Raw genomic sequence first — 12,168 nt, 5'->3', positions numbered from 1 at the left:
GTGATTATGCTCCTTTTTTTCCTGTTGTGGCGGATCCCTGTCGTACAATTCAACTTTGGCGGGGAACGCTATTATTTGAAAGAAACGGATTTTACCTTGCAATGGATCCATTCAGTGGAAAAAGAACAGTGGCTGGAGTTTTATGAGCGGGACGGCGACAGCCTGTTGCTGGCAGAAACGAAGTTTAAAACTTACGGCGCAGGTGTCCCTTCAGATGGAAAAATCATCCCGTCAAAAGATGGCTATGTCCATATGGAAATCGGACGGCTCTTCAAAGAAATGAATTTGACGGTCTCACAAAATGCACAAACAACGATAAAAACCGCCAACAAGGAAATTCCATTATATGACTATACGGAAGATTACGAGATGGTGACGATCACGATTGAATTTATTGATCTGTGGGATTATATGAGGGGGAATAAACTATGACAAAAGACAACCGGGATTTGGATGTTGAAAGCGTTTCTGCCCATGAAGAAGACAAAACCCTCAGCCAGGAAGTGCTAGAGAAATACGATACAGATGCCAAAGTCCGCAAACTGAAAAATCGGAAGCTGGTTTTTCTGATAGCAGCGATCGCCATCGCTTATTCGATTTATCATCTCTATGTGACCTTCAATCCGATGCCTGCCCTTCAGGCGCGGTCGATCCACGTAGCTGTCGGGATGGGCTTGATTTTCCTTGTCTATCCAACTTTCAAAAAGCAGGATCGCACGAAAATCCCTTTCTATGACTGGATTTTATTTATCTTCAGTTTGGGGACCGCGGGTTATTTGATATACGAATACAACGATATCATGACCACGCGCGGAGGAATCCCGAATACGTTGGATATCATTTTTGCGGTTCTGACGGTTGTGCTGGTCCTTGAAGCAGCACGGCGCGTAACCGGCATCATCCTGCCGATTTTGGCGTTGGTGTTCCTGGCCTACCCATTCATCAGCCATTTCGTTTGGATGCCAAACATGCTGATGACGAGGCCATTCGACCTTGGCGATATTTTTGGGCAACTCTATTTGAAGACGGAAGGTCTTTATTCGACGGCCATTTCGGCTTCCCTGCAATTCATCTTCCTGTTCATCCTGTTTGGTGCGTTTCTCGCCAAATCGGGGATGGGCCAATTGTTCAATGACCTAGCTATGGCTTTAGCCGGCAGCAGGCAAGGCGGACCTGCCAAAGTCGCGGTTATTTCCAGTGGGTTCATGGGCAGCATCAACGGTTCGGCGATTGCCAACGTTGTGGGAACCGGTGCGTTCACCATCCCCTTGATGAAAAAAATCGGCTACAATAAAAACTTTGCCGGCGCCGTAGAAGCGAGTGCCTCTGTGGGCGGGCAAATTTTGCCGCCGATCATGGGGGCGAGTGCCTTTATCATGGCTGAAACCACGGGCATCTCCTACGGAACGATTGCGCTTGCAGCTTTACTGCCGGCAGTGCTGTACTTTCTGGGCGTCATCATGCAGGTGCATTTCCGTGCCGGCAAAGAAAACCTGAAAGGCATTCCGAAAGCGGATTTGCCAAGAACCAAAGAAGTGCTGAAAGAAAAAGGCCATTTGCTGTTGCCGATTGTGGGCTTGATCTTCATGCTTTATACGGGAATGCCGATTGCCTATGCGGCATTCTATACCATCGTGCTGACGGTCATCGTGGCTGCGTTCAGAAAATCGACGCGCATGGGCTTTAAGGATATACTCGAAGCGCTGGAAAATGGCGCACGGCAATCCTTGTCTGTCATGATCGCCTGTGCGGTCGTCGGCATCATCATCGGTGTCGTCAGCCTGACCAGTTTTGGTACGGTTATGACGTCAGCGATTACAAGCTTTGGCGCAGGGTCGTTGTTCTGGACCTTGTTCCTGACAATGCTTGCCTCTATTGTTTTGGGAATGGGCTTGCCGTCCATCCCGGCCTATATCATCACGGCTACCATGACAGCGCCGGCACTTGCTGAATTCGGCATTCCGGTACTGGTTGCGCATTTGTTCGTATTCTACTTCGGAATTTTTGCCAACATTACACCACCGGTCGCACTCGCCGCATTTGCCGGTGCGGGGATATCCGGAGGCGATCCGATGCGGACCGGTTTAAACGCGCTGCGTTTGTCGATTGCGGGATTCATTATCCCGTACCTGTTCGTCTATAACCCAGCCATGCTGATGATCGATACGACCGGCATTGCGGTCAACGCCACCGAGTTTGCCTTGCCGCCGATACTGGAAATCGTGATGATCACCATCACCGCTATAATCGGCATCATTGGTTTAAGTGCAGCTGCAGAAGGCTATTTCCAGACAAAGCTCAATGTGCTGTTCCGCATCGTTCTCGGGGCGGGAGCGTTGATGCTGATTGTCCCCGAAACCTTGACGGATATCATCGGCTTGGCTATTGTATTAGGGATTTTCGTCATCAATTTCCTGAAGAGCAAAAAAGAAAATACGGCAGCCGCTGCCTCGTAACTTTATATCCCAGCCGGACAACAGGACTTCTGTTGTCCGGTTTTTTCAAGATAAATGGAATAAAGCAGCAACTTACGCAGACATATACTTCATTGGGAGAAGTGACTCAACATCTGCAGGACTTTCATGTATGCTAGATAAGTTGAATGAAAAATCTTTACGCACTGCTTTGGGATTTGGATAGGCAATCAGTAAATCTCGAAAGCAGAATTACAGGAGGTTCAAAGATGACTTCTTTGATGCAGAAAATAAAAGAAGTACTGCCCCAGTTATCTGATGCAGAGGGACGGATCGGTGAGTATGTTCTTGAAAATCCAGAAGCTGTCCCACATATGACGATAAAAGAACTCTCTGAAAAATCAAGTGTCAGTGAAGCAACGATTATCCGCTTCTGTAAATCGATCGGCATTGGCAGCTTTAAATCCTTTAAGCTGGCGCTGATGAAAGACTTGACCTTGACGGATAGCAATCTCACGGATTTTTCGGCTTTGACTAAGAAAGACTCTCCTTACGATCTCTTCCATAAAATCATTCACGTCAATAAATCTGCGATTGAATCATGTGCAGACTCGATGGACCGAAAAGAATTGGCAAAAGCGGTTGAAGCGATTCAACATGCTGGGAAAATTGTCTTTTTCGGAGTTGGGGGTTCTTCGACTGCTGCAGTGGATGCCCAGTACAAATTCACCAAACTGGGCTATCATTCGATTACCTCACTTGATTTTCATTACATGCTGTCGGTCATTCCGCACTTAACGGAAAAAGACGTCTTTGTCGCCATCAGTACTTCTGGAAAAACGAAAGATGTACTGGAACTTACACGTTTTGCCCAGAAAAAAGGAGCAACGGCTATTGCCATCACCACGCTGAGCAAATCGCCATTGTACAAAGAAGCAGATATCCGGCTATGCACGCCGAATGTGGAACAGGATTTCCGCATTGGCAGCATTCCTTCCCGGATGACTCAATTGACGGTCATCGACACGCTGTACATGAGCATTTTCCAACAGATTGGAGAAAAGGTTTTGCAGCAATATTACGATGCGCGCAGTGAAATGGAAAATCTGCGAAGATGAAGAGCCGTTAATAAGGCTCTTTTTTTCATGAGAGTTATGAAATTAAAATTCATTATTTAATTAATTTATATTGACATTAAATTTCTTGAGGATAAAATGAAAACAAGAAATAAAAGTAAAAGAGGTGATCCGATGCTGGAGAATTTATCCACAGAGAAACGCAATACCAACACCATGAAGATGGATGAAATGTCAGTGCTGGAAATACTGAAGACAATGAACCAAGAGGATCGTCTCGTACCAAAAGCCATTGAAATGGAATTGGCAGCGATTGAAAAAGCTGTCCAAAAAGCAATCCGTTCTTTTAAAGCCGGTGGACGATTGATTTATATCGGCGCTGGAACGAGTGGCCGCTTAGGGATTTTGGATGCAGTCGAATGTGTCCCGACTTTCGGAGTTTCACCGGAGCAGGTTATTGGGATCATTGCCGGTGGCACAGAAGCGATCAAGACGGCAATTGAAGGTGTAGAAGACAATCCGGAACAGGGTATGGCAGATTTGAAAGCGGTTTCTTTGGCGGCTGAAGATACGGTGGTGGGAATTGCGGCTAGCGGACGGACACCTTATGTAATCGGAGCTCTTCAATATGCTAAGCAAGTCGGTGCAGAAACGGTTGCCATGTCGTGCAATAAAGGTGCCGAGATCAGTGACTATGCAGACACGGCAATCGAAATTGAAACAGGAGCCGAAGTATTGACGGGTTCAACCCGGTTGAAAGCCGGTACTGCCCAGAAGCTGGTTTTGAATATGGTTTCAACAGCTGCTATGATCGGCATCGGCAAAGTGTACGGCAATCTGATGGTGGATGTTCAGGCCACCAATGAAAAATTGATTGAGCGTTCGAAACGCATCATCATGGATGCTGCTCAAATCGATTACGATTCGGCTCAGCATTATTACGACAAAGCGGACGGGCAAGTAAAAACGGCGATCGTCATGAGTCTGCTGGATTGCACGAAAGAGCAGGCCATCGAAAAACTGGAAACGGCCGGTGGATTTATTCGAAAGACTTTATAACATTTGGGGGAGCGGAGGGGCAGTATGAAAAAAGAACAACAAATGGCACATGACATTCTTGCCAAAATCGGTGGAAAAGGGAATGTCAATCAAGTAGCACATTGTATGACACGCTTGCGTTTATCGATTAAAGATGACAGCCTCGTAAATCTAAATGAATTGAAACGTGTTGATGGCGTGATGGGCGTCATTGAAGACGATACACTTCAAATCGTTGTAGGGCCGGGAACAGTCAATAAAGTTGCTGCTGAAATGAGCAATGAAACTGGCTTGGCGATTGGCGAAATGGCTGATATCGATGAAAACGATATGGACTTTGAAGAAAAAGCCGCTTTGAAAAAAGCCAAGCTGAAAGAAAAGAACAAGACACCATTCAAGCTTTTCCTGCGTCGTGTCGGGAATATCTTTATCCCGCTGATTCCAGGCCTGGTGGCTTCAGGAATTATCAACGGAGCAGCCAACTTCGCTAAAAATGCTGGAGTGGATGCTACTGAAACCTGGATGCAGATTTTATTGCTGCTTGGAAGTACAGTATTCGCTTATTTGGCTATTTTGGTCGGCTGGAACACAGCCAAAGAATTTGGCGGAACGCCGGTGCTCGGAGCCATTGCAGGAGGAATCCTATTCAACCCAATGCTGGCCGACATCGTGATTTATGGAGAGCCGCTGGTCGTCGGAAGAGGCGGGTTGTTCGGCGTAATTTTTGCTGCCTGGTTGATGACATTTGTTGAGAAGAACGTCCGCAAAGTGATGCACAGCTCAGTCGATATCCTGTTTACGCCACTGATCACGCTATTGGTTGTCGGCTTCTTCTCGCTTTATGCTGTTGTGCCGGTCGCTGGTCTCCTGTCAGACGGCATCATGACTGTTTTGACGTCTGTACTTGATGTTGGTGGAGTATTGGCAGGAGGGATCCTGGCTGGATTCTTCCTTCCGCTTGTTATGCTCGGCCTGCACCATGGTTTGACGCCGATTCACCTGGAGTTGATGAACACGGTAGGGGCGACTGCTTTGTTGCCGATTCTGGCGATGGCTGGAGCCGGACAAGTTGGCGCTACGATTGCCGTATTTATGAAAACAAAAAATCAGCGCTTAAGAAACATCATTAAAGGAGCTTTGCCTGTTGGCTTCTTAGGCATCGGGGAACCGCTTCTTTACGGCGTGACCTTGCCGCTTGGGCGTCCATTTATCACGGCTTGTATGGGAGCAGCATTTGGTGGAGCTTTCCAGGCAGTGATGCATACAGCTGCGCTGGGAATAGGCGTATCAGGTATCTCGTTGATCCCGTTGATTGCCGAAAGCAAATATCTCTGGTATTTCGTTGGTTTGGTCGTTTCATATATTTTCGGCTTTATCTTCACTTATCTATTTGGATTTAAAGAAGAGATGGCAGAAGGGATTTAAAAGAAAGGGAGAGAAATCTCCCTTTTTTCTATTTAATAAAATGCATGAGTCTAGTGAAAAGGAGTTGGCAGTATGCGTGGAATTTCAGTTTATTTGGGGGACGAGTCGTTTCAGAAATTGGAAATTTATATTGAAAAGGTCAGCAAGCTCGGTTTTGCATCGATTTTCACTTCGCTGCATATTCCGGAGGACAATCCATTGCTTTACAAGGAACGGCTGCAGCAATTAGGGCGCTGGGCAAGACAGTTTGATATGGAACTGATGGCCGACATTGCACCGCAGTCATTGGCTCATCTCGGATTTGGCTGGGATAACGCAGAAGGGTTGCTGGAGTGGGGACTGACAGGGCTACGGATCGATTACGGAGTAGACAATGAAATAATCGCAGCACTTTCCCATCAGATGAAAATCGCATTGAATGCCAGCACCTTAACAAAGGAAGGGCTAGCTGAGTTGGAAGCTGCAGGTTTGAAGAAAAATGCTGTGGAAATGTGGCATAATTTCTATCCGCGACCGGAAACAGGTCTGGACCTTCTGGAATTTGTACATACCAATCGCTGGCTGAAAAGTGAAGGATTGACCGTGATGGCTTTTATTCCGGGAGATGGAATTCTTCGCGGACCTTTACATAAAAGACTGCCGACTCTGGAAGAACACCGGGACATGGCTCCTTTTCAAGCCTATTTGCATTTGAAGGAATACGGCGAAGTGGATAAAGTCCTGGTAGGCGACATTACACTCAGCGAAGATAGCTTAGAGCAATTCAGTTTGTTCAATCAAGGAGAAATCCGGCTGCGGGCACAAGCCCTCGTGGAGGTGGAACCGCTGGCTGTCCAAACCAATCGCTGGGACGCAGCGCGGGACTGCATCCGTTCCATGGAATCGCGCCAATACGGTTTGATCGGCACACATCTGCTCGAACCGAACAACACTCTTGCAAGAGAAAAAGGCAGCATTACGGTCGACAACGAGCGTTATGGCCGTTACCGGGGCGAGTTGCAAATTACGAAGCGAGACTTGCCTGCAGATGACAAGGTCAACGTCATCGGCAAAGTCATTGATGAAGATCTGGCGTTACTTTCCTATATAAAAGGCGGAATGAAGTTTCGGATAGAGTGGATTTGAATAATCGGGAAAAGAGCTGGAATCTTCTTGGGATTCCAGCTCTTTTTCTCCTAGTAGGCTTCAAAGAAACCGCTTACTTTATTTCCGAAATCATTAAAATTGGTATAGACAACTATACCGATAATGGATATAGTGAAAATTAAGAATACATAAAAGGGAGGAAATTCTATGTTCAGTTTTCTGCAGAAAATAGGGAAATCATTGATGTTCCCAATCGCTACACTGCCGGCGGCCGCTTTGCTGTTGCGTTTTGGGCAGGATGATATGCTCGGCATTCCGTTCATGTCGGCAGCCGGTGCAGGGATCATCGACAACCTGGCAATCATTTTTGCCATCGGGATTGCGATGGGCCTTGCCCATGATGGCAATGGTGGAGCGGCTTTGGCCGGTGCCATCGCTTACCTCGTTTTGACTTCGGCGATCGTGACAATTAACGAGTCGATCAATATGGGCGTTTTCGCCGGTATTTTGTCCGGTATTGTCGGAGGTCTTTTGTATAATAAATTCTATAATGTGAAGTTCCCGCAATGGCTTGCCTTCTTTGGCGGCAGGCGCTTTGTGCCGATCATCACTGCAGCAACCATGACGATTCTGGCTGGCGTGCTCGGTTATGCATGGCCACCGATCCAAGACGGCATCGACAGTGCAGGTGAGTGGATTTTAAATGCCGGCATGTTCGGTGTCGGGGCATACGGTTTCTTGAACCGCCTGTTGTTGCCGACTGGATTGCACCATGTCATCAACACCATTGTTTGGTTTGATTTCGGTACTTTTACGGATGCTTCTGGAGAAGTGGTCCGCGGGGAAATCAACCGTTTCTTGAAAGGGGATCCAACAGCAGGACCATTCCTGTCCGGTTTCTTCCCGATCATGATGTTCGGTTTGCCGGCTGCCTGTCTTGCGATGTATGCGGCAGCTAAAAAAGAGCGCAAAGCCATTGTTGGCGGAATGCTCTTCAGTATCGCCTTTACATCGTTTTTAACAGGAATCACAGAACCGATTGAGTTTTCGTTCATGTTCCTATCGCCTATTTTGTATGTAGTCCATGCTTTATTGACAGGCGTCTCGATGATGGTCGCCTATGCGTTGGATATCCACCACGGTTTCGGCTTTTCAGCTGGAGCGATTGACTATGTGCTGAATTATGGACTCGCGAAGAATCCGCTGCTCCTATTGGTAATGGGCTTGGTTGTCGGAGCCATTTATTTTGTCATCTTCTACTTCCTGATCGTTAAGCTGGACCTGAAAACACCCGGCCGTGAAGACGAAGATGAAGAAGGTGCAGAAAATGCAGGCACTGGCAATAAAGCCGTTGACGCCAGAGCTTACCACACAATTGAAGCGCTTGGCGGGACAGACAATATTGTCGCCGTTGATTATTGCACGACGCGCCTGCGCATGACTGTTAAAGATTCAGATCGTGTAAACGAAAAAGACCTTAAGCGCCACGGTGCAATGGGTGTCATGAAAGTCAATAAAACCAATGTCCAGGTTGTCATCGGCACAGCAGTTGAATTCCTGGCAGATGCCATGAAGCCGCGCCTCGCCAATGGCAACCCGGCTCCTGCAGCGGGATCAGAAGCGGAAGTGATTGAAGAAACAACCGCTGAAGAGCCGGCAATGAAAGCGATTGTCGCAGAAGATTTTGAAATGCCGATTACAGGCGAACTGATTCCGTTGTCACAAGTGCCGGATGAAGTGTTTGCAAAAGGCATGATGGGGCCAGGGCTTGCCATCCTGCCAACTGGAGATACGCTCTATTCACCGGTTGACGGACGTGTGGTCAGTGTTTTCCCGACCAAACACGCCATCGGCATTGAAACGGATACCGGCATTGAAATCCTGATCCATGTAGGACTGGATACGGTCAACTTGAAAGGCGAAGGCTTTGAGACTTTGGTGGAGCAAGGGCAGCTCGTGCAGCGCGGAGACGCGATGTTGAAGCTTGATCTGGAATTCCTGAAAGCCAATGCGCCTTCAATCGCAACACCGATTATTTTCACAAACTTAACTGAACAACAAGTCACTGTCATGAAAGAGGGCTTCCAGGAGCACGGAACAGCTTCCATCCTGAAAGTCGAATAATACTAGCAGAAAAACCAGGGACATCCACAGTGATTTTCCTGGTTTTTCGCAAGGAGTGGTTGAGATGAAGAAAAGCATATTGATTTCCGGCATCGCCATAGCGGATGCTGCAAAAGAAAGTTACGTGGGAGACATCCTGCTGGAAGGCGGAAAAATCAGCCGTGTCGCAGAAAAAATTGAAGCACAGGCAGATGTTCATATTGATGCAACCGGCAAAAACTGGACAGCGTTTCCCGGGTTTATTGACGTCCACATTCACGGTGCGGCAGGGCACGACGCCATGGATGCCACACCTGAAGCAGTAAAGGGATTGGCTGGCGTGTTGCCGAAAGAAGGCACGACGAGTTTTCTGGCGACAACAATGACCCAATCAGATGAAGCCATTTCAGCTGCATTGAAAAATATTCGGGATTTCCAGATGGAGGATGGCCAGGCTGAAATGCTGGGCGTCCACTTGGAAGGGCCGTTCATTTCCGATAAGCGGGCAGGGGCACAGCCGATTGAACACATTGTGGAACCTTCCTATCCGCTATTCCAAAAATGGCAGAAGCTCAGCGGGAACCAAATCCGGCTGGTGACGCTTGCTCCGGAAACAACAAACGGATTGGCATTCATCAAAAACCTGGCAGAGGACGGTGTGATTGCGTCGATCGGCCATTCGGATGGAACGCTTGAGGAAGTGCAGGCGGCTGTCCGTGCAGGCGCGAGCCATGTCACCCATCTCTATAACCAGATGAGCCCATTCCATCACCGCAATCCCGGTGTCGTAGGCGCTTCTTTGACAGAAAAAGGCCTGACGGTAGAAGTAATCGCTGATTTTATTCACAGCCATCCGACTTCTGTTGAACTGGCTTTCCGCCAAAAAGGGGCAGAACGGCTGATCCTCATCACCGATGCAATGCGTGCAAAGGGCTTAGCGCCAGGCGTTTACGATTTGGGTGGGCAGGACGTGCAAGTTACCCGGAAAGACGCGCGGCTTGCCGACGGCACATTGGCGGGCAGCATCCTGACAATGGATGCCGCCATCCGAAACGTCCAATCGATCACCGGCTGCAGTTTGAACGAACTGGTTTCAATGACTTCCGCCAATGCAGCAAAAGAACTCGGCCTTTCGAATAAAGGCAGCTTGCAAGAAGGGACAGACGCCGATGTGGCGATTCTTGACGACAGCTTCACTGTCCAATTGACCATTTGCCGAGGAACAATCGCTTATACGAAGGAGTGACTGTGATGAAACTGATACGAGTCGAAAACTACGAAGAGATGAGCAGCAAGGCGGCGCAATTGGTGGAACAACAGATCCGGGACAATCCCCGTTCTGTGCTGGGGCTTGCAACTGGGTCGACTCCGCTCGGCCTTTATGAAAAGCTGATTGAAGGCGTTCGGGAACGCGGCATTTCCTACCGGGATGTCCAAACGTTCAATTTAGATGAATACCGTGGCCTGTCTGGTGAACACCCAAACAGTTATCGCCATTTTATGAATGACAAATTGTTTCAATCCATCGATATTCAGCTGAAAAATACCTACGTTCCAAACGGCAAAGCGTTGCCGGTCGAAGAAGAATGCCGCCGTTACGAAGCATTGATTGATGAACTCGGTCCGCCTCATCTGCAGATTCTTGGCATGGGGACAAACGGCCATATTGGTTTTAATGAGCCAGGCACGCCGGAAACGAGCCGGACTCATTGCGTCAAGCTTGAAAAGTCGACGCGCAACAGCAATGCGCGATTTTTCAGCGACCGCGATGAAGTGCCGACGCACGCCATTACAATGGGCATCGAGTCAATCTTAAAAAGTGAAAAAGTTCTCCTGTTGGCTTCGGGCAAAAAGAAAGCACAGGCAGTCAAACGTTTTCTCGAAGGGCGCGTCAGCAAAGATTTTCCGGCTTCATTTTTATGGAAGCACAGTGATGTTACACTGATTGTAGACCGGGAGGCATACGGGCTCGTGAAGGCTGAAGAGGAGTGATCGCTGTGCTGGACAAACAATCGCCGATTCCCATTTACATTCAAATAGAAGAACAGTTGAAACAGCAGATCCAGCAAGGGGATTTCCCGATTGGCACCACGATTCCTTCTGAACGTGAACTGACTGAACGTTTTGACGTCAGCCGCATGACGGTGCGCCAGGCCATCACCAATCTCGTCAATGACGGCTTATTGTACCGTGAAAAAGGGCGTGGCACATTTGTGGCATCACCGAAAGTCGAGCAGCCGCTGAATGGTTTGACGAGCTTCACGGAGGATATGATGGCGCGCGGCATGGTCCCGAGCAGCAAGATGATTAACTTTGAAATTCTGGAGCCGGAATCCGACATTTCGGCCGCTCTGCAATTGGCACAAGGGGATGAGGTCTATTTCGTCGAACGCATTCGCTTTGCCGACGACAAGCCAATGGCTATCGAACGCACCTATTTGCCGGTCAAACAGTTTCCGGACCTGCACCAGGATTCGTTCAAAGGTTCGCTGTATGCTATGATCGAGAAAGACCAGCAACTGACCATCAGCCGCGCCACTCAACGGATGGAAGCGGGCTTGGTGAAAAAAGAAGATGCTGATCTGCTGCAAATCAAACCGCCGGCAGCCATCCTGATGATTGAACGCATCAGCTATCTCGCGGGTGAAATGCCATTCGAAGTGGTCCGCAGCACCTATCGTGCCGACCGCTACAAATTTACGACCGACATACAAAGATAACAAAAGAGGAGAAATGGACATGATTGAAAAAAGCTATACCATCACAAGCGACGAAGGTCTTCATGCACGCCCGGCATCAAAATTGGTAGGAGCGGTATCCCCGTTTTCTTCAGACGTCAAAATGGTTTATAAGGAAAGAGAAGTAAACCTGAAATCCATCATGGGCGTCATGTCACTTGGCGTTTCCAAAGGCAACAGCATCACTATCACAGCTGACGGCAGCGACGAAGAATCGTTGATGGCCAAAGTCGACGAATTGATCGTGGCTGAAGGACTTGGACAAGCGTAAGCAGCTAGACTGGAGCT

Annotated in this window: 11 protein-coding genes; all 11 read left to right on the top strand. The window is 48.3% G+C overall.

All coding sequences use genetic code 11. The annotated features are described in order from the left end of the window. The first annotated feature begins 6 nt into the window (after positions 1-6). The gene (locus H9630_RS15485; RefSeq protein ID WP_225218612.1) at positions 7-432 is read left to right on the top strand and encodes a DUF1850 domain-containing protein; all 426 of its coding nucleotides are present in this window, start codon (positions 7-9) and stop codon (positions 430-432) included. Next, positions 429-2,456 (top strand): TRAP transporter permease, encoded by a 2,028-nt coding sequence (locus tag H9630_RS15480; RefSeq protein ID WP_191716397.1) that lies wholly within the window; start codon positions 429-431, stop codon positions 2,454-2,456. Before H9630_RS15485 ends, H9630_RS15480 begins: the two co-directional genes overlap by 4 nt. Before the next feature lie 227 nt (positions 2,457-2,683). Then, on the top strand, positions 2,684-3,532 hold the full coding sequence (locus H9630_RS15475; RefSeq protein WP_191716396.1) for a MurR/RpiR family transcriptional regulator: 849 nt from the start codon (positions 2,684-2,686) through the stop codon (positions 3,530-3,532). 132 nt (positions 3,533-3,664) lie between these two features. Further along, positions 3,665-4,549, top strand: a complete 885-nt coding sequence (gene murQ / locus H9630_RS15470; RefSeq protein ID WP_191716395.1) for an N-acetylmuramic acid 6-phosphate etherase — start codon at positions 3,665-3,667, stop codon at positions 4,547-4,549. Positions 4,550-4,573: 24 nt separating this feature from the next. Continuing rightward, a complete protein-coding gene (locus H9630_RS15465) occupies positions 4,574-5,953 on the top strand; it encodes a PTS transporter subunit EIIC (RefSeq protein WP_191716394.1) in 1,380 nt (459 codons plus the stop codon). A gap of 72 nt (positions 5,954-6,025) precedes the next feature. Then, positions 6,026-7,078, top strand: coding sequence for a DUF871 domain-containing protein (locus H9630_RS15460; protein WP_191716393.1), 1,053 nt, complete (start codon positions 6,026-6,028; stop codon positions 7,076-7,078). A gap of 168 nt (positions 7,079-7,246) precedes the next feature. Further along, positions 7,247-9,163: an N-acetylglucosamine-specific PTS transporter subunit IIBC gene (gene nagE / locus H9630_RS15455; protein ID WP_191716392.1), complete on the top strand. Its 1,917-nt coding sequence runs from the start codon at positions 7,247-7,249 to the stop codon at positions 9,161-9,163. Positions 9,164-9,227: 64 nt separating this feature from the next. Further along, positions 9,228-10,388, top strand: coding sequence for an N-acetylglucosamine-6-phosphate deacetylase (gene nagA, locus H9630_RS15450; protein ID WP_191716391.1), 1,161 nt, complete (start codon positions 9,228-9,230; stop codon positions 10,386-10,388). A gap of 5 nt (positions 10,389-10,393) precedes the next feature. Continuing rightward, complete coding sequence (gene nagB / locus H9630_RS15445) at positions 10,394-11,134, top strand: glucosamine-6-phosphate deaminase (protein WP_191716390.1); 741 nt, start codon at positions 10,394-10,396, stop codon at positions 11,132-11,134. A gap of 5 nt (positions 11,135-11,139) precedes the next feature. After that, entirely contained in the window at positions 11,140-11,862 is a 723-nt protein-coding gene (locus tag H9630_RS15440; RefSeq protein ID WP_191716389.1) for a GntR family transcriptional regulator, read from the top strand. A gap of 19 nt (positions 11,863-11,881) precedes the next feature. Beyond that, a complete protein-coding gene (locus H9630_RS15435) occupies positions 11,882-12,151 on the top strand; it encodes a phosphocarrier protein HPr (RefSeq protein ID WP_191716388.1) in 270 nt (89 codons plus the stop codon). Positions 12,152-12,168 lie beyond the last annotated feature (17 nt).

The sequence above is a fragment of the Planococcus wigleyi genome (assembly GCF_014836985.1).
Taxonomy (GTDB): Bacteria; Bacillota; Bacilli; order Bacillales_A; family Planococcaceae; genus Planococcus; species Planococcus notacanthi.
The sequence above is the reverse complement of the archived record's forward strand: the minus strand, read 5'-3'. Positions and strand labels throughout refer to the sequence as shown.

Excerpts from the sequence above, each read along its gene's own strand:
- H9630_RS15485 (WP_225218612.1), top strand. The coding sequence starts at position 7 with ATGCTCCTTTTTTTCCTGTTGTGGCGGATCCCTGTCGTACAATTCAAC.
- H9630_RS15480 (WP_191716397.1), top strand. The coding sequence starts at position 429 with ATGACAAAAGACAACCGGGATTTGGATGTTGAAAGCGTTTCTGCCCAT.
- H9630_RS15475 (WP_191716396.1), top strand. The coding sequence starts at position 2,684 with ATGACTTCTTTGATGCAGAAAATAAAAGAAGTACTGCCCCAGTTATCT.
- murQ (WP_191716395.1), top strand. The coding sequence starts at position 3,665 with ATGCTGGAGAATTTATCCACAGAGAAACGCAATACCAACACCATGAAG.
- H9630_RS15465 (WP_191716394.1), top strand. The coding sequence starts at position 4,574 with ATGAAAAAAGAACAACAAATGGCACATGACATTCTTGCCAAAATCGGT.
- H9630_RS15460 (WP_191716393.1), top strand. The coding sequence starts at position 6,026 with ATGCGTGGAATTTCAGTTTATTTGGGGGACGAGTCGTTTCAGAAATTG.
- nagE (WP_191716392.1), top strand. The coding sequence starts at position 7,247 with ATGTTCAGTTTTCTGCAGAAAATAGGGAAATCATTGATGTTCCCAATC.
- nagA (WP_191716391.1), top strand. The coding sequence starts at position 9,228 with ATGAAGAAAAGCATATTGATTTCCGGCATCGCCATAGCGGATGCTGCA.
- nagB (WP_191716390.1), top strand. The coding sequence starts at position 10,394 with ATGAAACTGATACGAGTCGAAAACTACGAAGAGATGAGCAGCAAGGCG.
- H9630_RS15435 (WP_191716388.1), top strand. The coding sequence starts at position 11,882 with ATGATTGAAAAAAGCTATACCATCACAAGCGACGAAGGTCTTCATGCA.